This is a genomic window from Mariniphaga sp., from assembly GCF_041687215.1.
Taxonomy (GTDB): Bacteria; Bacteroidota; Bacteroidia; order Bacteroidales; family Prolixibacteraceae; genus Mariniphaga.
In genome coordinates, this window is record NZ_JAWLCI010000074.1 from 1 (window position 1) to 23,695 (window position 23,695).

At 42.8% G+C, this 23,695-nt stretch carries 20 protein-coding genes; 12 read left to right on the forward strand and 8 right to left on the reverse strand.

Translation table 11 applies throughout. The annotated features are described in order from the left end of the window. Positions 1-1,509: hypothetical protein (locus ACESMA_RS18710; RefSeq protein ID WP_372950392.1), on the forward strand; the 1,509-nt coding region annotated here is incomplete at its 5' end. Positions 1,510-1,540: 31 nt separating this feature from the next. Here ACESMA_RS18710 and ACESMA_RS18715 read toward each other — a convergent pair. From ACESMA_RS18715 to ACESMA_RS18730, 4 genes are all read right to left on the reverse strand, one after another. Further along, positions 1,541-2,794 carry a PQQ-binding-like beta-propeller repeat protein gene (locus ACESMA_RS18715; protein ID WP_372950393.1) on the reverse strand — a complete coding sequence of 418 codons (1,254 nt, stop codon included), beginning with the start codon at positions 2,792-2,794 and terminating at the stop codon, positions 1,541-1,543. A 97-nt stretch (positions 2,795-2,891) separates the two neighbouring features. Next, positions 2,892-3,875 carry a tRNA dihydrouridine synthase gene (locus tag ACESMA_RS18720; protein WP_372950394.1) on the reverse strand — a complete coding sequence of 328 codons (984 nt, stop codon included), beginning with the start codon at positions 3,873-3,875 and terminating at the stop codon, positions 2,892-2,894. Positions 3,876-4,012: 137 nt separating this feature from the next. Continuing rightward, positions 4,013-5,047 carry a rhodanese-related sulfurtransferase gene (locus ACESMA_RS18725; protein ID WP_372950395.1) on the reverse strand — a complete coding sequence of 345 codons (1,035 nt, stop codon included), beginning with the start codon at positions 5,045-5,047 and terminating at the stop codon, positions 4,013-4,015. A 129-nt stretch (positions 5,048-5,176) separates the two neighbouring features. Then, positions 5,177-7,147, reverse strand: a complete 1,971-nt coding sequence (locus ACESMA_RS18730) for a S8 family serine peptidase (protein ID WP_372950396.1) — start codon at positions 7,145-7,147, stop codon at positions 5,177-5,179. A gap of 212 nt (positions 7,148-7,359) precedes the next feature. Here ACESMA_RS18730 and ACESMA_RS18735 point away from each other — a divergent pair, with 212 nt between their 5' ends. Next, positions 7,360-8,106 carry a class I SAM-dependent methyltransferase gene (locus ACESMA_RS18735; RefSeq protein ID WP_372950397.1) on the forward strand — a complete coding sequence of 249 codons (747 nt, stop codon included), beginning with the start codon at positions 7,360-7,362 and terminating at the stop codon, positions 8,104-8,106. On the opposite strand, the gene ACESMA_RS18740 is transcribed toward ACESMA_RS18735, so the two are convergent. Then, the gene (locus ACESMA_RS18740; protein WP_372950398.1) at positions 8,100-8,966 is read right to left on the reverse strand and encodes an AraC family transcriptional regulator; all 867 of its coding nucleotides are present in this window, start codon (positions 8,964-8,966) and stop codon (positions 8,100-8,102) included. The two genes, ACESMA_RS18735 and ACESMA_RS18740, sit on opposite strands and share 7 nt — an antisense overlap. A 133-nt stretch (positions 8,967-9,099) precedes the next feature. On the opposite strand from ACESMA_RS18740, the gene ACESMA_RS18745 reads away from it, so the two are divergent. From ACESMA_RS18745 to ACESMA_RS18760, 4 genes are read left to right on the forward strand one after another with little or no spacing between them, the layout of a single operon-like run. Then, positions 9,100-10,200 carry an L-rhamnose/proton symporter RhaT gene (locus ACESMA_RS18745; protein ID WP_372950399.1) on the forward strand — a complete coding sequence of 367 codons (1,101 nt, stop codon included), beginning with the start codon at positions 9,100-9,102 and terminating at the stop codon, positions 10,198-10,200. A 12-nt stretch (positions 10,201-10,212) separates the two neighbouring features. Further along, positions 10,213-10,527, forward strand: coding sequence for an L-rhamnose mutarotase (gene rhaM / locus ACESMA_RS18750; RefSeq protein ID WP_372950400.1), 315 nt, complete (start codon positions 10,213-10,215; stop codon positions 10,525-10,527). 27 nt (positions 10,528-10,554) lie between these two features. Next, the gene (locus tag ACESMA_RS18755) at positions 10,555-13,287 is read left to right on the forward strand and encodes a glycoside hydrolase family 78 protein (protein WP_372950401.1); all 2,733 of its coding nucleotides are present in this window, start codon (positions 10,555-10,557) and stop codon (positions 13,285-13,287) included. A gap of 25 nt (positions 13,288-13,312) precedes the next feature. Further along, positions 13,313-14,578, forward strand: a complete 1,266-nt coding sequence (locus tag ACESMA_RS18760; protein ID WP_372950402.1) for an L-rhamnose isomerase — start codon at positions 13,313-13,315, stop codon at positions 14,576-14,578. Positions 14,579-14,722: 144 nt separating this feature from the next. Here the strand turns inward: ACESMA_RS18760 and ACESMA_RS18765 are convergent, their stop codons facing one another. Continuing rightward, positions 14,723-16,231, reverse strand: a complete 1,509-nt coding sequence (locus ACESMA_RS18765) for an alpha-L-fucosidase (protein ID WP_372950403.1) — start codon at positions 16,229-16,231, stop codon at positions 14,723-14,725. Between the two features lie 78 nt (positions 16,232-16,309). Then, complete coding sequence (locus tag ACESMA_RS18770; protein WP_372950404.1) at positions 16,310-16,975, reverse strand: copper homeostasis protein CutC; 666 nt, start codon at positions 16,973-16,975, stop codon at positions 16,310-16,312. Positions 16,976-17,202: 227 nt separating this feature from the next. On the opposite strand from ACESMA_RS18770, the gene ACESMA_RS18775 reads away from it, so the two are divergent. The 3 genes from ACESMA_RS18775 to miaA all read left to right on the forward strand — a co-directional run bounded on the left by ACESMA_RS18775 (position 17,203) and on the right by miaA (position 18,889). Further along, positions 17,203-17,544: a type II toxin-antitoxin system RelE/ParE family toxin gene (locus ACESMA_RS18775; protein ID WP_372950405.1), complete on the forward strand. Its 342-nt coding sequence runs from the start codon at positions 17,203-17,205 to the stop codon at positions 17,542-17,544. Next, on the forward strand, positions 17,544-17,843 hold the full coding sequence (locus tag ACESMA_RS18780; protein WP_372950406.1) for a helix-turn-helix domain-containing protein: 300 nt from the start codon (positions 17,544-17,546) through the stop codon (positions 17,841-17,843). Before ACESMA_RS18775 ends, ACESMA_RS18780 begins: the two co-directional genes overlap by 1 nt. A gap of 77 nt (positions 17,844-17,920) precedes the next feature. Further along, on the forward strand, positions 17,921-18,889 hold the full coding sequence (gene miaA / locus ACESMA_RS18785) for a tRNA (adenosine(37)-N6)-dimethylallyltransferase MiaA (RefSeq protein ID WP_372950407.1): 969 nt from the start codon (positions 17,921-17,923) through the stop codon (positions 18,887-18,889). Between the two features lie 2 nt (positions 18,890-18,891). Here the strand turns inward: miaA and ACESMA_RS18790 are convergent, their stop codons facing one another. Next, complete coding sequence (locus ACESMA_RS18790) at positions 18,892-19,620, reverse strand: acyl-[acyl-carrier-protein] thioesterase (RefSeq protein WP_372950408.1); 729 nt, start codon at positions 19,618-19,620, stop codon at positions 18,892-18,894. 160 nt (positions 19,621-19,780) lie between these two features. Between ACESMA_RS18790 and map the strand changes: the two genes are divergently transcribed. From map to ACESMA_RS18805, 3 genes are all read left to right on the forward strand, one after another. Then, positions 19,781-20,560, forward strand: a complete 780-nt coding sequence (gene map, locus ACESMA_RS18795; RefSeq protein ID WP_372950409.1) for a type I methionyl aminopeptidase — start codon at positions 19,781-19,783, stop codon at positions 20,558-20,560. Positions 20,561-20,721: 161 nt separating this feature from the next. Beyond that, a complete protein-coding gene (locus ACESMA_RS18800; RefSeq protein WP_372950410.1) occupies positions 20,722-22,002 on the forward strand; it encodes a KamA family radical SAM protein in 1,281 nt (426 codons plus the stop codon). 100 nt (positions 22,003-22,102) lie between these two features. Further along, positions 22,103-23,647 (forward strand): sulfite reductase flavoprotein subunit alpha, encoded by a 1,545-nt coding sequence (locus ACESMA_RS18805; RefSeq protein ID WP_372950411.1) that lies wholly within the window; start codon positions 22,103-22,105, stop codon positions 23,645-23,647. The last annotated feature ends 48 nt before the right edge of the window (positions 23,648-23,695 follow it).

The following is a 23,695-nucleotide window of genomic DNA, read 5'->3' on the forward strand; positions in this document are numbered from 1 at the left end:
TTAGGAATTAATCTGCGTTTCCCTTATCCCACTGGCAGCCACACCGATGGCGCTTCCGACTGGCAAAGTCAGGAAAAGCACCATTCAGAGATTATGGGTAAAAATGAAAACAGCGCCGTTTTTAAACACTCCCTCGATACAACAACTTATTTTGTAAAGCTGAACTGGAAGGGGAAAGCTGAAGTTATTCAAAAAGAACAGCATTATTTTGTATTGAAGCCAGTTGGCGATTCAGTGCACTTTTCGTTTTCGGCTGAATTCAGTCCGGAAAATAATTTTACTGAACCGGTTTCCTTTTCCCAAATAAAAGAAATTGCGGCCGTTCACTGGAAAAACTTCTGGGGAACCGGTGGCGCGGTTGATTTTTCAGAAACCGCTGATCCGCGGGCAAAAGAACTGGAGCGCCGGGTTGTGCTTTTGCAGTACCTTACCCGCATTCAGTGTGCAGGCGAACTGCCGCCCCAGGAAACTGGTCTGACTTTTAATAGCTGGCACGGAAAATTTCACCTCGAAATGCACTGGTGGCATGGTGTTCACTGGGCGTTGTGGAACCGGATTGACCTACTCGAAAAAAGCCTTGGTTATTATTTCGATATTTTTGAAAAAGCAAAAACAAAAGCTGAAATTCAGGGTTACAAAGGCGTTCGCTGGCCAAAAATGACGGACCCGGCCGGTGGGGACAGTCCGTCGGGTGTTGGAGAATTTTTAATTTGGCAGCAACCGCACATCATTTATTTTGCTGAATTGGTTTACCGGGAAAAACCTAATCGGGAAACGCTCGAAAAATATGCACAACTGGTTTTTGAAACGGCTGAATTTATGGCCGATTTTGCCCGTTGGGATGCTGAAAACAACCGCTACATTTTGGGGCCGCCACTGATTCCGGCACAGGAGAGTCTCGAAAAGGAAAAAACGTTCAATCCACCTTTTGAGGTTGCTTATTGGCACTGGGGATTGTCGGTTGCCCAAAAATGGCGGCAACAAATGAACCTTCCTGAAAAAGAGGAATGGCAAAAAGTGATTGAAGGATTGCCGCCGTTTGCAAAAAAAGATGGAAAGTATCTGGCGGCCGAAAGCGCTCCCGATTCGTATGAAAATGAGCATTATTATTCAGACCATCCCATGGTTTTGGGCGCTTTTGGACTGCTGCCCGAAACGGTTTCGGCGGAAAAACAAATAATGGAAAACACTTTCGATTATATAGCTGAAAACTGGAACTGGCCGCGCACTTGGGGCTGGGACTACCCCATGGCAGCCATTTGTGCTACCCGCCTTGGAAAACCTGAACAGGCCGTGGAACTGCTTCTGAAAGATGTGCAGAAAAATACATACCTGCAAAACGGACACAATTACCAGGATGGCCGGTTGCGGATTTACCTTCCGGGAAACGGTGGATTGCTTTGGGCTGTAGCAGCCATGTGCACAGGTTTTGAGGGAAATAAGCAGGAAAATCCCGGCTTTCCTGAAGACTGGACAGTTAAATGGGAAAATTTGTCACCACAATTTTAAGAAAAGTAAATCTCGCCTGGGCGCAAAGACGCTAAGTTTTAATGTGTTTTTCGCGGATATCAAATGCCATCAGAGCATCTCCGTGTCGCTGGTACAGAACGCCGTTTTTTATCACCGGATGCGAAAAATGCTCTTTGGTTCCGCGAGTGATTTTGAAAGTGCTTTGTTGATGCAATTTTCCGTTTTCGCAGCTTACCAGAGAAAGTTCGCCTCCCCAATTGTAATAATAAAGCATATCGTCGGCAGCTACGATTGCACCTGTTCCGGTTCTGAGTGAATCCGCAATTTCTCCGGTTTCGGCATCGAAACTTTTCAGGTCCTTTTTGCGTGTGCCGCAACCGTAAAGGTAATCGCCCACCTTTACAAAGCCGCCCATGTAGGTATCCAAATCTGGAGTGCGCCAGATTTCGGAAATTTGCGAACCATCTTTCGAAAGTTGAAGTTTCACACCACGGTTTCCGTCGCCGGCAGCATAATACAAAATTCCGTTTTCGTAAATAGCATTGTTGCTGTGTGTGTCGCCAATGCCAGGTTCCCGTTTTTCCACGGGGGTATTTTCCTGCAAATGTGTCCAGAGCAATTCACCGGTTTCGGCATCAATTCCCAGTAAATGATAGGCAGAAAAAGTGACGTAAATTTTCCGGTCGGGAAGTTCAATCAGATTTCCGGGATTGTATCCCATTCGCTCGCCCATGCCTTTGCACGACCAAATCAGTTCACCTGTAAAACGGTTCAATGCAACAACGTTGTTTTCTGGCCCACCGGGCGTACATAAAATTTTGTCATCAAAAATCACAGGTGCTTCCGAATATCCGTGGTATGGAAGAACACCTTCAAAATCAGCCACGTAATCTTTGGTCCACACCAGTTCTCCTGTTTCGCGTTTCAGGCAGGAGATAATTCCCATTCCTGTTCCCGCATAAACCAAATCGTCAACCACGGTGGGTGCCGAACGCGAGCCTGGATAATGTTTCGCCCACTCTTTTCCGTATTGTTTTTTCCAAATCAGGTTACCGCTTAAACCGTAACAGAACAGCCATGCTAAACTGTCTTTTTCGCCGGTGATGAATAGTTCGGACTCCGTAATTGTTGGCGAACCATATCCGTTTCCGATTCCCTCTGCAAACCAAAGTTCTTCGGGGCCATTTTCAGGCCACTCTTGTAACAGATTGGTTTCTGAATAAACGCCGGTGCGGTTTTCGCCCCGCCACTGATATATTTTTGTTTTTGGATTGCTGCATGAAATGAAAATAAATAGGGCAATAAAGTAAAATACCTGCTTCATTTTTAGTTTGATTTTTAATATAAGATGACCGGTTTAACCAATAGTTACATCAGCGGATAAATAAAATCAATGAATAACGAAAAATGAAGGACAAACGTCACTTTTCCTTGGCGAAATAGCGGTAAACCTCATCGTAGTTTTTTACTTCCATCAAATCGGCACGCAATTTTGCCGCCCCTGGAAAGCTGTTCAGGTAAATTTTGTAAAACCGTTTCAGGATGTTGAAATTTTTGATTCCGCCCCATGTCTTTTCAAACAGGCGGGTGTGTTCAAGTAATTTTTCAATCCGTTCTTCCATTGAAATTTCTGTTTTTTCGGGATTAAAAAACCATGGATTCTGAAAAATTCCGCGCCCAATCATTATACCATCAACACCGGTTTCTTCTGTTTTTTTCAAACCGTCGGCAAATGAAAACACATCGCCGTTTCCGTGCATCGGAATTTCCGGTTTCATTCGGTTTTTTACTTCAACGGCTTTGGCAATCTCGCTCCAGTCGGCTTCGCCTTCGCTTTGCATGCGCTGGGTGCGGCCATGCAAAATGATGGCGGCAGGTTCCACTTCTAAAAGGTGGGCAATCCATTCTTCGGTTTGATGCTGTTTGATTCCGGTGCGGGTTTTTACGCTCACCGGCAAATGTGTGCCTTTTTTGGTGGCCTGAATGATTTCTTTGGCCAGTTCTGGTTCGCCAATCAGTGCGCTGCAACTGCCGGTTTTAATCACTTTTTTTACTGGGCAACCCATGTTAATGTCGAGTCCGTCGAAATCGTAGTTTTCAGAAATGTACCTGGCAATTGAATTGTAAACTTCTGGCTTCCGTCCCCAAATCTGTGCCACCAGTTTAATGTCCAGCTTTTTCAGCAATTCACGCTCCGAATCATTTATAATCAGTCGCTCCGAAACCCGCTCACGTCCTTTTGGATGGTTCATTCCTTCCACCGAAGTAAATTCGGTAAAAACCACATTCAGTCTGCCCGGAGCAGCCATTCCCGCCACAATTTCACGAAAAACCGTGTCGGTAACATCTTCCATGGGAGCCAGACTGAATGCAGGTTTTGGTATATTTTGCCAGAAGTTGTTCATTTTAAAATATCAATTTCCAATTTCCAAATTACAAATAAGCTCCAAATCCCAAAAATGCAATTTTCAAACAAAAGATGATTGATCCGTTTGGAACTTTGAATTTGAAACATTGGAATTTATTTGTTTTTTGAGATTTGTTATTTGTGATTTTCGGTTTCTGCTCTCACCAACGCCAAACTTTTCCTGTATTTCCTGCTATTCCCGAAAATGATCCGTTTTTCTTTGGCCACCGACAATTTTCCTGCTTTTTCTTCGGCGCATTCTGGTGTACAGCAACCATCGTATTTGGTTTTGCAATCCTCGCACTGAATAAACAGCAGGTGACAACTGTTGTTCGCACAGTTGGTGTGCGTGTCGCAGGGTTTGCCGCACTGGTGGCAGTGAGAAATAATTTGTCCGTTTACGCTTTCGCCCAGCCGTTCGTCGAATACAAAGTTTTTTCCGATGAATTTTGATTCGAGGTTGGCGGCTTTTATTTGTCGGGCATATTCCAAAACACCTCCATGCAACTGGTTTACATCTTTAAATCCCTGGTGTTTTAGGTAGGCGCTGGCCTTTTCGCAGCGGATTCCGCCGGTGCAATACAACAGAATTTTTTTGTCTTTTTTATCCTGAAGCAGGTCGGTTGCAATTTCCAGTTCTTCTCGGAATGTGTCAGCTTCCGGACAAATGGCACCCTCAAAATGCCCGATTTCGCTTTCGTAATAGTTCCGCATATCAACTACAACGGTGTTTCCCTGCCCGATGAGGTTGTGAAATTCCAGTCCGGTGAGGTGTTTGCCTACGTTGGTCACATCGTAGGAGCCGTCGTCCAGCCCATCGGCCACCAGCTTGGGACGCACTTTTATGGTGAGCTTGTAAAACGATTTTCCGTCGTCTTCAATGGCATATTTAATGGGAATGTTTTTAAGTATTTCATAGTTTGCAAGAGTTTTTAGAAATTCGCCGAAGTGGTGTTCCGGCACACTCATTTGGGCATTAATTCCTTCGCGGGCCACGTAAATGCGCCCGAAACAATCCAGCGCAAACCAGTTGCGGTAAATATTGTCTCGGAATTCCTGCGGATTTTCCAGGTAATGGTATTTGTAAAAGGAAATAGTTTTGCGGCGGAAGGTTTCTTCCATCAGGCGCTTTTTTAATTCCTCCCTGTTTATTTTGTTGTGTAACTGCATGGTTTCATTCCAAAATTTTGCGCTGCAAAAATAGGGAATTTGAATATAAAGACAAAATGGTGTTTTATCTTGGAAGCCAAAAAAAAGCACAGCCGGTGTTGACTGTGCTTAAATGTTTTAAAAAAGTTTTTATAATGCTAAAGTAACTTCGTTGGAACAAGCCGAATCATCTGTTTCACAAACCTGAAAAACGCATGTGCCGCTCAATCTGCCATAATCAATTGTATATTCTCCATTGTTTGTAACAGTTTCCTGCACTGTTCCATTCATTTTAATATTTACCTGCGTTCCGGCTGCACCACTCCAAACAAAATCAACATAACGTACACCCCTTACTTTTCGCAATGTAGCTTGAAGATATATAGAACTTACAGGAGTTTCACCCAAATTAAAATTTACATTTTGGACATCACTGTTTACTGAAATGTTATTTAAAGTCTGAGAGACATATCCTTCAGCAGACGCCGTAATATTATAGATCCCTGCTTCTACTCCTGAAATTGAATAAGTTCCATCAGCTCCAGTTGTTTTACTTAGGTTTGTATTTTCTATTACAACCAAAGTACCGCTGATTGGATTTGATTCTGAGTCTTTAACAGTTCCTGATACTGTATAAGTTTCAATTACTACTTCTGATAAACTGAAATTTTTAGTTGTAGTTAGATTCTCAGAGATGACTACTCCTTCTGCTGTTTCTGAGGTATATCCATCAGCAGAAGCAGTAACACTATAATCATTACCAACTGGTACATTATTAATGGTATAAGAGCCATCAATTCCAGTAGTTTTGGAAAGACTTCCAATTGTAATTGTAGCGCCACTTATAGCACTGCCAGTTGTGATGTTAGTTACAAATCCACTTAAAGTTCCTGTTTTTGATGAAGTTTCTCCGACTACTCCAATCGGGTCAGGATTATCATCTTGATCGCCATTTACGGTTCCTTCGGTTGCAATTTCTCCGACACCATCAAACCAAACTAAAATTCCGGCCATGTGCGGTGCAGCCATTGAAGTACCGCTCATTGTTGCATATCCACCACCTTTGTATGTGGAGTATATATTGTAGCCTGGTTCACAATAATCTACCGGGGGATTACCATAGTTGGAGAAATATGCCCAATTGTCGTTAATATCCATTGCCGAAATGGTAAAGATATAATCTCCGTTTACTCTTGCCGGAGAGTGATTGTTGGCGTCATCACTTTCGTTTCCGGCAGCTAATGAAAAATAAATGCCCTTTTGCGAAGCATTGAAAACTGCTTCATCCAGCGGATCATAAGCTCCTCCTCCAAGACTCATGTTTGCTACATCACCGGCAGAACCATTCGCTGCGACCCAATTCACACCGGCAATTACACCGCTGGTAGAACCACTTCCTCTTCTGTCGAGTACTTTTACAGGTATAACAGTTGCACCTGCAGCAACACCTACAACACCAACAGCATTATCAATGGCAGCTATAGTTCCAGCGCAGTGTGAGCCATGGCCATTATCGTCATCAGCATTTGAATTATTTCTGATAAAATTCCATCCTCTGGAACCATCAACATTTAAGTCTTCATGATCTAAGTCGATACCTGTGTCAATTACCCAAACTACTTTGTCGCCAGAATAGGTCGTTCCACCTTTTACCCGTGTAATTCCCCATGGAGTTTCCTGTGTTGCGGTGGCCTGTAAATCACCGTCTCCCGGTTTGGCTTTTGGCTCAATTAAGGTAATAATTTGGTCTTCTTCAATGTATTTCACTGAAGGATCATCCTGCAGTTTTTTCAACTGTCCCGGCGGAATTTTTACGGAAAAACCTTTGATGGCCGTTCCATAAACAAAAACCAGTTCGCCGTCAGTTACTCCGGAGCGTTTCATCACTTTTTCAGCCGCTTTTTGTGCTGCCTGCTGTCTTTTTTCGTACCCTTTCAGGTTTGCGAGTTCACTGTTAAGCTCTTCGTCGTTTAAAACAACAATGTAGCTTATTTTTCCATTCTGAGCTGATTTCAGTTCAACTTCGTCCATTGCTTGTTCCTCAACCAGTGGTTCGTTACACGCCTGGATGAAACCAATCATCAGGACAAAAACAAATAATCTTTGAAGGAAAGTTTTCATTTTTCAGAATTTAATTTTTGATTTTACTCCTGCAATATCCGAATAAATTCTAAAATATAAAATGTCTTTAGTTGTTATTTGTAATTAAATTTCCCTGATTGGTTTCAAATTGTTTTATTGCAGGGATTGGAGCCTTTTACTCGTTCGTTTATTTTAGCTTTTGTTTTCATCTGATTTTAATTGTTTATTTTTCGAATTTTAATTCAATGATTATGGCAGATACTCAAAATAAATTCTATACCTCCATCTCGAACACTTATTCCCAAATTTTCCCATACAATCCGGCTCAACTTCAATTTGCAACAAGAAATGTTGTTGATTTAACCGGGCAGCAAATTCTGGATATTGGTTGTGCAACCGGCGAACTGGCTTTTCAACTGGCGAAATCGGGTGCCGAAGTTACCGGAATTGATTTGAATGAAGACTTGCTGCAACAGGCAAAAACCGGAAAAGTGCACCCCAATCTCATTTTTCAAAAAGGCGACATGCTGGAACTCCAAAACGATTTCCAATCAAAATCATTCAGTACTGTGATTTGTTTTGGAAACACATTGGTTCATTTGCCGTCTCGGGAACTCATTTTGGAAATGTTACAAGGAGTTTATATGATTTTAAAACCGGGTGGATTTTTTCTGCTGCAAATTCTGAATTACGATTACATTCTTTCTGAACCGGTTACGGAACTTCCGTTGATTGAAACTGAAAATATTACATTTTTCCGTCGATATGTTTTTGAGGAAAACAGTCCTCTAATTTCTTTTCAAACGGAATTGTACTTAAAAAAAGAAGGGGAGGTTGTGAAAAATGAAACGTTTTTGTTTGCGTTAAAAAGTAATGAACTGAGGGAATTGCTGAATAATGCCGGCTTTGAAGATATTAAGTTCTTTTCAAATTTTAAGGAAGAACCCTTTGGCGGAAAACATTTGCCGCTGGTTGCAAAAGTCGCAAAACCTTATTGACCTCTGAACTCGCTTGGACTTTTTTCCGTTTTCTTTTTAAACATCCGGCTGAAATAGTGGATGGAATCAAACCCCAGTTCGTAGCTGATTTCTTTTACAGAAAGATTTGTGCTGAGCAGCAATTCCTTTGCCCGTATAATTTTTAACTGAAGACAATATTGCCGTGGCGATAACCCGGTGTAATTTTTAAACATCCGGCGAAACCACGAATAGCCAATGTTATTTTCTACTGCAAACATTTCCAAATCGAAATTTTGGCCCACTTCGCTGCGCATTTTAAAGCGGGCTTCTTCAATTACTTCGGCAATTTTTTTCCCCGAAAACTCTTTTTGTTTTTCGAAAGCTACCAGATAGCCCAATAATTTAATTATCAAACCCGATGCAATGTGTTGAAAACCGGGTTGCTCCATTCCAACCAAATCAAAAATTTTGAGGAAGGTATCCAGTATTTCTTCGCGCTCACCTACTTGTATAACGGGTTGTTCTGGCGAAAATAGCTGGTGCTGCATAAAGTTTTTTGCTGCCTGTCCGCTAAAACCGATGTAGTTTTCCGTCCAACCGGTTTGAAAATTTGGCTTGTAGCGATGCCAAACTCCCGGCAAAATAATCAGCAGACTTCCTGCTTTCACAGGAAAACTTCCCGTTTTGTTTTCGAATACTCCTTCCCCTTTTGTAATGTAATTGAGTTGGTACTCCTGCAACACGCGTCCCTGTTCCCAGGTAAAATAATAGCCGCTGGGATGTTCTTTCGGCGGATACTCTGTTACCGGAGGAATGGTTAATGAACCTGCGGTGTTCAGATAAATTCCCCAGTTTACATCTTCTGATGCCGTAGTTAAATATTTAATGAATTGTTTCATATTAAAGTGTCAAAAAATACAAACAGTGAATCATTTTGTGCATTGAATCTGCATGTTTCATTGTTTATTTTTACCGGTAATTAAAATCAAAAATAACAAATTCGAATGTATAAACTTTAAAATGTTCTGAAAAATGCAGGCAATTCTTGGAATTTTATTTCACTCTTTAGGAGGTGCGTCATCGGGAAGTTGGTATATGCCATATAATCTGGTGAGGAAGTGGCGATGGGAAATATACTGGATTACAGGGGGCCTGTTTTCATGGTTAATTATGCCCTATGTAGCCACGGCAATTACGTCTCCCGGTTGGCAGGATATAATATTGGCTACCAATTCTTCTACCATTCGCCTGACCTATTTTCTTGGTGTGCTTTGGGGAATTGGCGGACTAACGTATGGTTTGGGAATTCGATATCTTGGAATGTCGCTGGGAAATTCTGTTTTGCTTGGAATTACATCTTTGGTGGGGTCTTTGGGTTTACCGATTTTGCGCAACATTGGCAATTTGGGTGAAATTCTTCCAGCGGGCGATTCTTTTACTGATTTGTTTGCAACCACCAGCGGGCGAATAATTTTATTCGGGATAGTTGTTTTGATGGTTGGCATTGTGTTAAGTGGCAAAGCAGGTTTGATGAAAGATAGAGAATTGGCCAATGTGAAAGAGGGTGTTAACAGTGAATTTAAACTAACAACAGGCTTAATAATTGCGGTAATTTCGGGTGTTTTGAGCGCTTTTTTCAGCTTTGGTATCGACGCCGGAAAAGAGATGGGAGAATCTGTTCGGGCCATTGCGGTTTCCAATAATTTTGCTTTTGTGAGCGATGGCAAATATTTGTTTGAGAACAACATCATCTTTCTGGTCATTCTTTGGGGCGGTTTAACAACCAATTTGATATGGTCGGTGGCCCTGATTCTGAAAAATAAAACAGGAGGCGATTTTATTGATACAAAAACCCCGTTATTAAAAAATTACCTGTTTTGTGCCCTGGCCGGAACTACCTGGTTTTTACAATTTTTCTTTTACGGAATGGGCGAAACTAAAATTGGCAGTGGTGCCAGTTCGTGGATTTTGCACATGTCCACCATTATTCTTACTGCCAATTTTTGGGGATTTTGGCGTAAGGAATGGGCAGGCGTTTCAAAAAAGACACTTGCCACCATTTATTGGGGCATTGGGTTGATTTTGTTATCTGTAATTATCATGGGCATTTCCAAAAGTGAGTATTTCAATTAAAACCGTTTAACCATGCAACGAATAGCATTTAAAATGTACCTCAACAAAGGGCAAAAGGAAGAATACAAAAAAAGGCACGACCAAATATGGCCCGAACTGAAAAAGCTTTTAAAAAATGCCGGAGTTTGTGAATATTCAATTTTTCTGGATGAAGAAACCAACACTTTGTTTGCATTTCAGAAAGTGAACGGAGAGGGTGGTTCTCAGGATTTGGGACAAACAGATATTGTGAAAAAATGGTGGAAATTTATGGCAGATATTATGAAAACAAATGCGGATAATTCGCCGGTATCCGTACCTTTGGAAGAGGTTTTTTATTTGGAATAAAATTATTTTAACTAAAACAATACAATTATGAGACGAATTATTCATTGGGTAAAAAGTTTAACTGTAGGGTTAATTCTCAGCAGTTTAGGTTTTTCAGTTGCAGGAAATACATGGATTCAGGAATTGGCTTGTGAATACCACACCAATCCGGTTGGAATCGATGTTCAAAAGCCGCGATTAAGCTGGAAAATTTTTTCCGACAAAGAAAAAGTTTTACAATCGGCCTACGAAATCAGAGTGGCCGATTCACCATCGAATCTGAACCGTAAAAACCGGCTCATCTGGGAATCAGGGAAGGTTAACAGCAACCAGTCGGTAAATGTGGAGTACCAGGGACCCGAACTTGAATCTATGCAACGTGTTTACTGGCAGGTACGCATTTGGGACAACCAAAACAAGGCTACCAAATGGAGCGAACCTGCATACTGGGAAACAGGTATTTTGAAACCTGAACTTTGGACTGCTTCGTGGATAACAATGGAAAATGAAAAAGAGATGGAAGGGTCAAAACCCAGCCATTTCCTTCGAAAAGAATTTTCTGCACCCAAAAAGATTGAATCTGCACGGATTTATGTTTCGGCACTCGGATTGTATGAACTTTATCTGAATGGGGAAAAGATTGGCGACGAGTTGTTCACTCCCGGCTGGACCAGTTATAACAAACGTATTCAATACCAGACCTACGATGTTACTTCCATGCTGCAACCGCAAAATTCGCTGGGCGCCATTTTGGGCGATGGATGGTACCGTGGAAATATCGGATTCCGGAATCAAAACAATTATTACGGCGACAAAATAGCTCTGATTGCGCAACTTCATATTACTTATTCTGACGGTTCTGCGGAAACAATTGGTACAGACGAAACCTGGAAAGCAACTACCGGCCCGATTATTTTCTCCGACATTTATAATGGAGAAACCTACGATGCGCGTCTGGAAATGCCAGATTGGGCAACTTCTTCATTTGAAGACAGCAACTGGGGAACAGTGACCAAACTGAATCATCCGAAAAATACATTGATTGCTCCGCAAGGCGTTCCGGTTAAAGCTGTGGAAGAAATTTCTCCCATAGAAATTATTACCACACCCAATGGTGAAACGGTTTTCGACATGGGCCAGAATATGGTAGGCTGGGTTCGTTTAAAAGTAAAAGGCAGCAGGGGCGATTCAGTAACACTTAAATTTGCTGAAGTTTTGGACAAAGATGGCAACTTTTATATTGAAAACCTTCGGGCTGCCAAAGCAACCGATGTTTATATTCTGAAAGGAGATGGCGAAGAAATATACGAACCCCGGTTTACTTTTCATGGTTTTCGGTTTGTGAAAATTGAAGATTTTCCCGGCACGCCGCAACTGGGCGATATTACAGGAGTTGTAATTTATTCAGACATGGAACCAACCGGAACTTTTGCTTGTTCCGATCCGCTGATTAATCAACTGCAACATAACATTCAGTGGGGACAGAAAGGAAATTTTCTGGACGTACCAACTGATTGTCCACAACGCGACGAACGGCTGGGCTGGACGGGTGACGCTCAGGTGTTTGCGCCAACTGCCGCCTTTAATTTCGATGTGGCAGCATTTTATACAAAATGGATGAAGGATGTGGCCGCCGACCAGGCACCTGACGGTAAGGTCAATCATGTGGTTCCCGATGTACTGAACGGAGCCGCTGGTTCAACTGCCTGGGCCGATGCAGCGATTATTGTTCCGTGGCAAACCTATCTGGCATACGGCGATAAACGGATTTTGGAAGTGCAGTACCCCAGCATGAAAGCCTGGGTGGAATACATGAAAAACAGAGCCGGAGATGATTACCTCTGGATTGGCGACACCCATTTTGGCGACTGGCTTGCCTTTGCAACCACAAGGTCCGATTATCCCGGCGCAACTACCGAAAAGGATCTGATTGCAACTGCATATTATGCCCATTCGAGCAAGTTGCTGGCAGAAATTGCAAAAATTTTAGGCAATACCGGCGATGCTGAAAAGTATTCAACTCTTTCTGAAAATGTAAAAAACGCCTTTATTAATGAATTTGTCACTCCTGCCGGTAGGTTGGTTTCGCACACTCAAACAGCTTATTCACTTGCATTGGCATTCAATCTTCTTCCCGAAAATCTCGTTCCTAAAGCTGCTGAATATTTGGCCGGAGATGTGGATAAATTTAAACACCTTACCACCGGTTTTGTGGGAACTCCGCTTCTTTGTAAAACGCTTTCAGACCATGGATACGAAGATTTGGCTTTTATGCTGCTGAACCGGAAAGAATATCCGTCATGGCTGTATCCGGTTACACAGGGAGCTACTACTATTTGGGAACGCTGGGACGGTCAGAAACCGGATGGCACTTTTCAAAATGCTGGAATGAACAGTTTTAACCATTACGCTTATGGCGCCATTGGCGAGTGGCTTTACAATTACGTGGCCGGAATTCAAATCGATCCGGAAAACCCAGGTTACAAACATTTTTTCCTCTCTCCACATCCTGGTGGTGGCCTGACCCATGCCAAAGCGGTTTATAAATCCATGTACGGTGAAATTAAATCAGCCTGGAAAATTGAAGGAGATCAAATGATTTATGATGTAACGATTCCGGCTAATACAACAGCAACCATTACGCTTCCATCTGCCTCTCTGAATGAGGTTTTAAGAAATGATGCGCCCCTTAAAAGCGTCTCAGATAATTTCCATCAAAATGAAGGAAGTGTAACACTGAGACTGGGCTCGGGTGATTACCGGTTTAGTTACCCCATGTAATGTAAATTGAAATCAAAAAAATATTATGAATATAACTAATATTGAAAAAGCTTATCAACTGGCCAAAGAGCAGTATGCCGCCATTGGTGTGGATACTGAAAAAGCCGTTGAAAGAATGAAAAACGTGGTAATCAGCCTGCATTGCTGGCAAACTGATGATGTGGGAGGCTTTGAAAAACCGGATGCAACATTGTCGGGCGGTGGAATTCAGTCAACCGGTAATTACCCGGGCAAAGCCAAAACCATTGAGCAAATGCGTGCCGATTTGGAAAAAGTGATGCAACTGCTTCCGGGAAAACAGCGACTGAATTTACATGCCATTTACGGTGAATTTGGCGGCAAACTGGTTGACCGTGATGCCATCGGAATTGAACAATTTCAGGGGTGGATTGACTGGGCCAAAGCTCAGAAAATTGGGCTCGATTTTAACGGCACTTTTTTTTCGCATCCCAAAGCCGACAGTGGTTTTACGCTTTCTTCCAAAGATGAAGGAATTCGGCAGTTTTGGGTGGAACACATGAAACGCTGCCGCGAAATTGGAGCCGAGATGGGTAAACAGTTGGGAACTCCGTGTGTGCATAATACCTGGATTCCCGATGGTTCAAAAGATGTTCCGGTTGACCGAAACGGTTACCGGTCGCAGCTAAAAAAATCGCTCGACGAAGGTTTTGCCAAAGATTTTCCGAAAGAATTCCTGAAAGATGCCGTGGAAAGCAAACTGTTTGGTATTGGCGCCGAGTCAATGACCGTAGGGTCTCACGATTTTTATCTGGGTTACGCCATCAAAAACAACAAACTGATTTGCCTCGACAACGGTCATTTTCACCCAACTGAGCAGGTGGGCGACAAAATTTCGTCGTGCCTGCATTTTGTGGATGAAGTGCTGCTGCATGTTACCCGCCCGGTACGCTGGGATTCCGACCATGTTGTTACCTTAAACGATGAAGTTCAGCTTATTGCTTCCGAAATTACACGGAATAACTTTTTTAATCGTGTAAATGTTGGCCTCGACTTTTTCGATGGTTCCATCAATCGGATTGGCGCTTATGTAATCGGTACACGTGCCGCGCAAAAAGCATTCTTAATTGCCCTGCTCGAACCCACTTCAGATTTGGTTAAACTGGAAGAAGAAGGAAAATATTTTGAAAGGCTGGCCATGCTCGAAGAACTGAAAACCAAACCTTTTGGCGTGGTGTGGGATTATTATTGTTTAGTAAATGATGTTCCTGCCGGCGAAGGTTACATTGCCGAAATTCAACAATATGAAAAGGAAGTGCTAAGCAAACGGTAAAACGGGACGCGCGGTTTGTAACCGCGCATACATGAATGTGGTGGTTTGTAACCGCGCATTTAAGAATTGGCGGTTTCAAACCGCCACACCCACAAATATTCAGCGGGTGACTATCAATTCACCCGCTGAATAATTTTATGCGGCTTATTGAATCTCTGAAATCTTTACTGCCCATGCCAGATCACACGGCAAATTTTTGCGAATTCTTTCAGGAATATAAATTTTAACGCCCTCGTCAGTATTTTCCCACTTCAGGTTTCCTTTGGCGCCCAACATGCTGAGCTTGGCATTGTTTTCCGCGAAAATTCCTTTTACTGTGAATGAGGTGGGTAGTTTTTCGGTGAGCTTTTCACTTGCAGTGAGTTGCTCACTAATTGTTTCCTCGAGATATATAGCATAAACCTCTTTCGTATCTTTATTCTGCGTCAGGCAAATATTATCGGTTTTGAATGGTTCAATTGCACGGGTAGAATAAATTGCTTCGCCGTTTACTTTAATCCAGTCGCCCATGGCAGCAAGTAATTCGTAAGCGCCCTGCGGCCAGGTTCCGTCGGGTCCCGGTCCAATGTTGTAAAGGAGATTTCCGCCTTTGGCCACAATGTCAACCAGCATGTGAATTGCCTGTTTGGGAGACATAAACTGCGGATTGGGCACCCATGACCAACCGCCGCCGGCAATAATGCACGACTCCCACGGGTAGGGAAGCTGCATTTCGGGCACGCGGTTTTCGGGTGTCAGGTAGTTTTGATTGGGGCCGCGTACTGCACGATCAACCACAATCAGTCCGGGTTGTTTTTCGCGGGCTTTGGCTGCCAGTTCATCCATGCGGATATCCTGGTTTACCGTCCGGTTTTTGATGAATCCCGATGGCGTACCTTCAGCTTTGGCGGCATAAGACTGTTCAATCATTGATGCCGGTTTTTCGGCTACCCAGCCACCGTCGAGCCAGAGGATATCCACTTTCCCGTAGTCGATCATCAGTTCCATTATCTGGTTGTGGGTGAACTCCACAAACTTTTCCCATTTTTCGGGATACAGTTCAGGATCGTAATTCACATTTCGGTCAAGTGGCGGAAATTTAGGATCCCAGTAATACGGACTGTTCCAGTCGGGTTTGGAAAAATAGGCCCCTGCCCACAACCCTTCTGCACGAAAAGCGTCAAAAATCTCTTTGGTAACGTTTGCACGCGGATTTACGCTGAACGGACATTCCACGTCAGTGATTTTGTAATCGGTGTATTTCGAGTCGAACATACTGAATCCGTCGTGGTGTTTGGTAGTAAAAACCACGTATTTCATTCCGGCATCGCGGGCTGCTTCTGCCCATTTTTCAGGATTGAAATTTACCGGGTTGAACGACAGTTTCAGATTTTCATACTCCTTTTTGTAGGTAAAATAATCATCCGGATTGGACCCTTTTTTTCGCTCGCACCAGCCGTAATCTTCCGGGCATATCGACCACGATTCTACAATGCCCCACTGGCTGTATGCGCCCCAGTGCATCAGCAGCCCAAATTTCAAGTCCTGCCACTCTTCCAGTTTTTCCAACACTTTTTTATCTTCAGGCCAAACGTACCCGGTTACTTCGTGTTCGTATTGTGCATTGGAAAGGAGCACAAACAATATTGGAATAATTGCAATTAACTTTTTCATATTGATCAGATATTTAGATGTTTAGACACAAGATTATTGTATTCAGAATTTTTATACTTAAAACAACAGAACAACTGTTTACTGTGACTGCGACTGCGACTGCGACTGCGACTGTCCACTTCCTCCCAAATCTCCCACAATCCTCCTCCCATGAAACTCCTTCGCATCTGTAAGTTCCTGAATTTCTTCCACATTTTCATCAGTCACTTTTCCGGCAACCAGAATGATGAGGTTTTCTCCGGCTGCCTCGCTCATATTCCGGATGGTCTCAGCGCCTTCTTTTGCTGTGGTTTTTCCGCCCGAAGTCAGAATTCGTTTTATTCCTTTTATTTTTTTAAGAACGCGAACGCCTGCCACCGGATTTTTCATCTCGTCGATGGCTTTATGGAAAGTTACCGGGAGCGGATGTGCATATTCGGCCAGCAACCGGGTGTTTTTTTCCTCAATTTCATTTTCCGGTGTCAGCAATCCGAAAACCACTCCTGCAGCACCGGCTTTTTTGGCCAAATCAATTTCCTTTTTCATTTGCTCAATTTCTTTTTCGGAATGCACAAAATTTCCAGCCCGTGGTCGAATCATTACCATTACCGGAATTTTCAAAGATGCGCAGGTTTTCTGCATCAGTTCAGGCGAAGGAGTCAGTCCGTCGTTTGCCAGGTCGGAGCAAAGCTCAATGCGATTGGCACCCCGTTGTTCGGCCAGCAATGCCTCTTCAAAAGTTTCAACACAAGCTTCTTTTATCATTTTTAAAATTATTCAGTTTTCAAAGATACCTGATTCGTAAATTTATGATTCGTGAAACAGAAATAATCGTAAAATTTTAAAAAGTTTGGGTGGTTTGTAAAAATGTCTGTGCTGTAAATGTCAAAACCATCTCTGATTTATTATTGTTTTGGGGAATTCACAAATTTTTCAGAAAATATTTGGATTGAAAAACTTGTGTTTGTTAACTTTTGGGATAACTTTGCGACATGGCGAGAGAAATAATTTTTTACGAAAACTATTTCCTTGATTTTTATATTCCCCTTGAAAATAAGGTGAAAATGAAAATCAAATATGTGTTGGAACTGATAAAACAAGTAGAAATGGTTCCGGCAAAATTTTTGTCGCCAATTACAGGTTACGAAGGACTTTTTGAAATTCGGGTTGAATATGAATCCAATATTTACCTAATTTTTTGCTGTTTTGATAAATGGAAACTGGTAGTTTTATTTAACGGATTTCAGAAAAAATCACAGAAAACACCGAAACAGGAAATTGAAAAAGCAATGCGCCTGAAACAAAAGTATTTTGCAACTAAAAACAAAATGTGATGACAGACTACAGAGGAATAAAAACATTTGAAGAGTTAATTGAAAGGGAACATGGTAAAATTGGTTCCGACAGCCGCAATGAATATGAAGAAAAAGCAACGCTTTTTATTGTGAGCGAGATGCTTAAAGAAGCACGGAAGGCTTCAAATATGACGCAGGAACAACTGGCCGAAAAAGCTGGCACCAAAAAGAGTTATATTTCCAGAATCGAGAATGCCCGCGGGAATATTCAGTTATCCACGCTCATTCGAATTTTCGAAAAAGGGCTAAACAGGAAAATTGGATTGACTTTTTTGTAGAACATAAAGTTGCCTACTGGGAAATCGTGTCTTAAGCATTGAATACCAACTCTTTATTAACGTTTCTAATTTCAAAGATGAATATCAAAAAACCGCAGTACAATCTGATAACTGTTTTGGGGCCCACTGCCACCGGAAAAACCGGGCTTGCAGCGCATCTGGCTGCGAGAAATGATGGCGAGGTAATTTCGGGCGATTCGCGACAGGTGTACCGTGGAATGGATATTGGCACAGGGAAAGATTATGCTGATTATTTTGTGAATGGTGTTGAAATTCTGTCTCATTTGCTGGATATTGAAGATCCCGGAAAACACTACAACGTTTACCGGTTTCAGGCCGATTTTGTGCAGGTATTCGAAGACATTCACGCACGGGGAAAATTTCCGGTACTTTGCGGAGGTAGCGGTTTGTACCTGGAAGCGGTTTTAAAAGATTACAAGTTGATTCAGGTTCCGCCAAACAAAAAGTTGAGAAAAGAGCTGGAAGGAAAATCGCTGGAAGAACTCACCGAAATTCTGAAAAAGCTAAAACCGAGATTGCACAACAAAACCGATGTGGAAACCGACCGGCGGGCTGTTCGCGCCATCGAGATTGAAATGTACTACCGCGAAAACCCGCAATTGGAAACCCCCATGCCCGAAATCAACAGCCTGAACATTGGCGTGAAAGTTGATCGCGAAATCCGACGCCAGCGGATTACCAAACGCCTGAAAAAGCGGCTGGACGAAGGAATGCTGGATGAAGTGCAAAAATTGCTGGATTTGGGATTAACACCCGAACAACTCATTTACTACGGGCTGGAATACAAATACCTCACGCTGCATCTGACTGGTGAATTGTCTTATGATGAAATGTTCCGGCAACTTGAAATTGCCATTCACCAGTTTGCCAAAAGACAAATGACCTGGTTCCGGGGCATGGAAAAACGGGGTACCAAAATTCACTGGATTGACGGAAATTTGCCCATGGAGGAAAAAGTGGGAGAGGTGCTGAAGTTGTTTAATAGCGGCTATTCATCGGATGACTTGAAGTCATCTGATAAATAAACTTATCTTGTGCACCAAACAAGTCTTGCCCGAATAAGCTCGGCGCCGTCGCTTTCACGAACTACACTGCATAAATGATTGGCATTGTCAATTTCCTGTTTTTTTACGGCCAGACTGTCGGAAGGAAGGCCCTCTTTCAGGAAATTCACCTCAAATTCAATTAGTTCGTTTTCCTGGTGAAAATCAAAATTGTAACTGTCGATGATGCGTTCGATGTAACGGCCGCTGTTGAAATGCTGGTTGATATCGATTTCGTTAAACCGGACTGGCGTAAAATGCAGTTCGGTTTCGGATTTTGGCGATTTTACTTTTCCTGCATTTTCGCCGAAAACACTCTCTTCGTATTTTGGAAAATTTTCGAATTCGTTCAAACGCACAATTCGTTTCGTTTTGGCATCGAGTACCAACCAGCTACTGGTAGCCTGAATGATGATGTTTCCCGCTTTATCCACAAAGTTGAAATCGCGGTAGCCAAAAAATCCGTCGGTGCCGCGCGACCAGGTTTCCAGCGAAAAATCTTCGCCCCAAATCGGCCGGCGGAAAATTTTTACCAGCAACTTGGAAAGCACCCAAAACTGCTCATCCACTTTCAGGTTGTCGTAACCGAAACCCAGTTTGGCCGCGTGTTCCCAGGCAATGTCCTGCATCTGATAGAACATAAACGACGTGGAAAGTTTTCCAAACCGGTTGATAAAATACGAGCGGGTAGATAAATGGTTGATGTGTTTCATTATACTGATTGCTGGTTACTTAATTTTTATAATATGCTTTTTGTCTTCGGGCTCCCGACTTCTGACTTCGGACTTCCCCAAAACTTTTCTGCAAAAGTATTGTTCCGTTTTGAAAAACCAGTGATTTTGACCAATTTTGCACGAAAATTAATCAGGAAATATGGGTGGCATCATCATTAAAACCCCGGAGCAGATAGAAGGAATCAGAAAAAGTTGCCGGCTGGCAGCTCAAACGCTCGACTACGCTGCACAATTTGTGAAAACGGGCGTAACTACGGAATTCATCGACAATAAAATTGAGGAGTTTGTTCGTGAGCATAAAGCAATTCCGGCCACCAAAGGCTACAACGGCTATCCAAAATCAAGCTGCATTTCGCTCAACGAAGTGGTTTGCCACGGCATACCTTCCACCAAAACCGTTTTAAAAGACGGCGATATTCTGAACATCGATATAACTACCATTCTCGACGGTTTTTACGGCGATACCTCGCGCATGTTTACCGTTGGAGAAATTAATAACGGGGCAAAAAATCTTATCGATGTTACCCGTCATTGCCTCGATTTGGGCATTCAGCAGGTAAAACCGGGCAACTATTTCGGTAACATCGGTTTTGTCATCAGTCGCTATGCCAAAGCCAAAGGCTACAGTGTGGTGTATGAGTTTTGCGGGCATGGGGTAGGAGTGGAGTTTCACGAAGAGCCGCAGGTGGACCACACTTCGCGCCGCAACAAGGGGCCGAAAATGAAACCCGGAATGATTTTTACCATCGAACCCATGATTAACCAGGGACGGGCTTCCACATCCATCGATAAATCGGACGGCTGGACTGCACGCACTGTTGATAACAAATTGTCGGCACAGTTTGAACACACCATTTTGGTTACGCAAACAGGTTTCGAAGTTTTAACCGACGTTCATAACGAATACCCCATTACCTGAATTTTTTTGACCTTTACTTTTTGCACTGATTATTAGTTTGTTTCGGACTGTCCTATTTAGATTCAGTCTGAATAAACTTTGGAGATATCTTTTTTTATTGGTATTTTAAGCGCAAAGCAGATTTTTTTTTCACCAATTTTTATCAATAAATAAAAGATATTATGAGGTTTTTAACTTTTAATGCAAAAAATTTCAGGGAGATTGAGTATGTCAAATACCTTCCTGAGGAGGTCAAACACGAAATCGACATTGTTTCGAAGGTGATTCCCTTCAAAACGAACAATTATGTGGTCGATTACCTGATTGACTGGGAGAACTACGAAACTGACCCCATTTATATCCTGAACTTTCCCAACAAAAATATGTTAAGGCCCGAACGTTACCAACAATTGAAACGAACTATTGAAGCCAGTCGTCCGCAAAAGGAGATTGATGATTTGATTATGAAAATCAGACTTGAGATGAACCCGCACCCGGCACAGCAAATGACCAATGTTCCGGTAATGGATGGCGAAGAACTAAAAGGCGTTCAGCACAAATACCGCGACATTGTCCTATTTTTCCCGAGCCAGGGACAAACCTGCCATGCACATTGTACGTTCTGTTTTCGGTGGCCGCAGTTTGTGAAGGAGCTCGATATGAAGTTTTCTATGCGCGAAATTGGAAAAGTAATGGAGTACATCCGCCGTAAACCGGATGTGAACGAAATTTTGTTTACCGGCGGCGACCCTCTGATTATGGACCCGGCCACCATTTCCAAATATTTTGATGTAATTATGGCAGAGCGGCCTTCCAACCTGAAAAATATCCGGTTTGGGACGAAGTCGCTCACCTACTGGCCGTTTGCTTTTTTACCGCAGTTTAGCGATGAAGGCCGGGAACTACTTGACCTTTTTAAGCGCATTACCGACAACGGATTTCACCTGGCGTTTATGGCGCATTTCAACCACCCAAACGAGTTGGACAATGAAGTGGTGCAGGAAGCCATTTACAACGTGCGGCAAACCGGCGCTGAAATCCGCACGCAGGCGCCTATTTTGAACCACATTAATAAAAGCAGCAAGGTTTGGGCACGCATGTGGAAAAAGCAGGTGAGCCTGGGACTGATTCCCTATTACATGTTCATCGAACGGGAAACCGGCCCTTACAATTACTTTGAAATTCCGTTGGCCGAGGTTTACCAGATTTACCAGGAAGCCATCAGGGAAACCGGCAGTTTTGCCAAAACTGTTACCGGCCCGGTAATGTCGGCGGCAAAAGGGAAAGCGCACATTATGGGCGTGGTCGAAAATCCTTCCGACGGCAATAAATATTTTATGATGCAATATGTACGGCACCGCGATTACCGCGAAACGTTTAAACCGTTTTTCCTGGAATACGATGAAGAGGCTACCTGGTTAAACCAGTTGACAAAAGTAACTGCCGACAACCTGGTTGGTTGATTATTCGAAATAAAATATTTTGGGAATTCAATCTTTCAAAATTGAAAGAAAAATTGAATTCAGCTTCGATAGAAAAATTTGGATATTAAAAAAGTAAACAATGGATACAATAACAAAAATAAATAAAGGAGCGCGGAACAACGGTAAGTCTGCTACCCCCGATTCGGTGCTGTATGTCATTTACGGAAGCCGCACCGGAAACTCCAAAGCTGCTGCTACGCTTGCGCATGAATATTCAGATTATTTGGGAATGGAAACCGATTTGCTCGACATGAAAACCTTCCGCTTTGAAACGCTGAAACGGATGAAAAATATTTTAATTGCGGTAAGTACGCATGGCGAGGGCGACCCGCCTGCGGTGGTTGAAGATTTTTACCGGTTTATGCACAGCAGCGAAGCGCCTTCCATGTCAGGGGTTAATTTCAGTGTGCTTGCCATGGGCGACAGCAGCTACAAAGATTTCTGCAAAACAGGGTGGGATTTCAGAAACCGTATGCTGGAACTGGGGGCGAAGGAAATTAGTCCGCTGGTGGAATGTGACATTGACTACGAAGAAAACGCAAAAAAATGGGTAACCCAAGCCGTTTCAGCCTTCGAAAAAGTGTTGCCAAAAATTAAATCGAAAGAAAAGAAAGAATTTGCCTTCGAGTTGAATAAACCCGAACTTGAACAGGGTAATGCTTTTTATGCCAAAGTGCTTGAAAAACGACTACTTACTACCGACGGATTTAAAAAACGAACGCTCCATTTTTCGCTTTCGATGGAAAATTTCGGAACAAAATTTTACCCTGGCGATTCGTTTGGGGTTTATACTTCCAACTCCAGATTGCTCGTTGATAAATTGTTGAAAAAGCTTCGGTTCGACGGAGCGCACACGATTAGTTTGCAGGAACCACCCAAACTGCTAAAAGAATCATTGCTAAGCGATTATGAAATCACACTGGTAACACCAGTTGTTTTGAAAAAATATGCTGAGGTTGCTCAAAATGAAGATTTAAACCAGTTGTTGCTGGATGAGGAAAAGATGAACTCTTTTTGTGAAAACCACGATATCATAGATTTAGTGACGTTATATCCTACTGAAATTACTCCGGAGCAATTGCTTTCCTGCCTTCGAAAACTGAGTCCACGACTTTATTCGGTGGCATCCAGCCCGCTGGTTTTCACCAACGAATTGCATCTTACCGCCGGGATTATTGATTACGAACTAAATAAGCGAACTCACAAGGGAGTTTGTTCCACCTTTTTGGATGAGCGTTCCGAGGTTGGCGATTCCATCCCGGTTTTTTACGAGCCAAATGAAATTTTCCGGCTGCCCGATGATGATTCCATCCCGGTAATTATGATTGCCACCGGAACGGGAATTGCGCCATTTCGGGCCTTTTTGCAGGAGCGCGAGCACAAAGGAGCTAAAGGAGAAAACTGGCTCATTTTTGGCGACCGGTATGCAGGCAGCGATTTCCTTTATAGTGATGAAATGAATTATTACCATAAATCAGGGTTGCTTTCCAAAATGGATCTGGCTTTTTCGCGCGAACAGGATGAAAAAAAATACGTGCAGCATTGTATGCTGGAGAAAAGCAGGGAGCTTTTCGGGCTCAGTTTAACTTTTTGTGGAGTATTTAACTTCAAGCATATATTTTAGCAACTCTAAACAGGAAAAATTCAATATCAACCACACCTCTTTGAGTAG

Excerpts from the sequence above, each read along its gene's own strand:
- ACESMA_RS18755 (WP_372950401.1), top strand. The coding sequence starts at position 10,555 with ATGAGACGAATTATTCATTGGGTAAAAAGTTTAACTGTAGGGTTAATT.
- miaA (WP_372950407.1), top strand. The coding sequence starts at position 17,921 with ATGAATATCAAAAAACCGCAGTACAATCTGATAACTGTTTTGGGGCCC.
- ACESMA_RS18720 (WP_372950394.1), bottom strand. The coding sequence starts at position 3,875 with ATGAACAACTTCTGGCAAAATATACCAAAACCTGCATTCAGTCTGGCT.
- ACESMA_RS18780 (WP_372950406.1), top strand. The coding sequence starts at position 17,544 with ATGACAGACTACAGAGGAATAAAAACATTTGAAGAGTTAATTGAAAGG.
- ACESMA_RS18790 (WP_372950408.1), bottom strand. The coding sequence starts at position 19,620 with ATGAAACACATCAACCATTTATCTACCCGCTCGTATTTTATCAACCGG.
- ACESMA_RS18770 (WP_372950404.1), bottom strand. The coding sequence starts at position 16,975 with ATGATAAAAGAAGCTTGTGTTGAAACTTTTGAAGAGGCATTGCTGGCC.
- ACESMA_RS18765 (WP_372950403.1), bottom strand. The coding sequence starts at position 16,231 with ATGAAAAAGTTAATTGCAATTATTCCAATATTGTTTGTGCTCCTTTCC.
- ACESMA_RS18800 (WP_372950410.1), top strand. The coding sequence starts at position 20,722 with ATGAGGTTTTTAACTTTTAATGCAAAAAATTTCAGGGAGATTGAGTAT.
- ACESMA_RS18745 (WP_372950399.1), top strand. The coding sequence starts at position 9,100 with ATGCAGGCAATTCTTGGAATTTTATTTCACTCTTTAGGAGGTGCGTCA.
- map (WP_372950409.1), top strand. The coding sequence starts at position 19,781 with ATGGGTGGCATCATCATTAAAACCCCGGAGCAGATAGAAGGAATCAGA.
- ACESMA_RS18805 (WP_372950411.1), top strand. The coding sequence starts at position 22,103 with ATGGATACAATAACAAAAATAAATAAAGGAGCGCGGAACAACGGTAAG.
- rhaM (WP_372950400.1), top strand. The coding sequence starts at position 10,213 with ATGCAACGAATAGCATTTAAAATGTACCTCAACAAAGGGCAAAAGGAA.
- ACESMA_RS18715 (WP_372950393.1), bottom strand. The coding sequence starts at position 2,794 with ATGAAGCAGGTATTTTACTTTATTGCCCTATTTATTTTCATTTCATGC.
- ACESMA_RS18760 (WP_372950402.1), top strand. The coding sequence starts at position 13,313 with ATGAATATAACTAATATTGAAAAAGCTTATCAACTGGCCAAAGAGCAG.
- ACESMA_RS18725 (WP_372950395.1), bottom strand. The coding sequence starts at position 5,047 with ATGCAGTTACACAACAAAATAAACAGGGAGGAATTAAAAAAGCGCCTG.
- ACESMA_RS18740 (WP_372950398.1), bottom strand. The coding sequence starts at position 8,966 with ATGAAACAATTCATTAAATATTTAACTACGGCATCAGAAGATGTAAAC.
- ACESMA_RS18735 (WP_372950397.1), top strand. The coding sequence starts at position 7,360 with ATGGCAGATACTCAAAATAAATTCTATACCTCCATCTCGAACACTTAT.
- ACESMA_RS18775 (WP_372950405.1), top strand. The coding sequence starts at position 17,203 with ATGGCGAGAGAAATAATTTTTTACGAAAACTATTTCCTTGATTTTTAT.
- ACESMA_RS18730 (WP_372950396.1), bottom strand. The coding sequence starts at position 7,147 with ATGAAAACTTTCCTTCAAAGATTATTTGTTTTTGTCCTGATGATTGGT.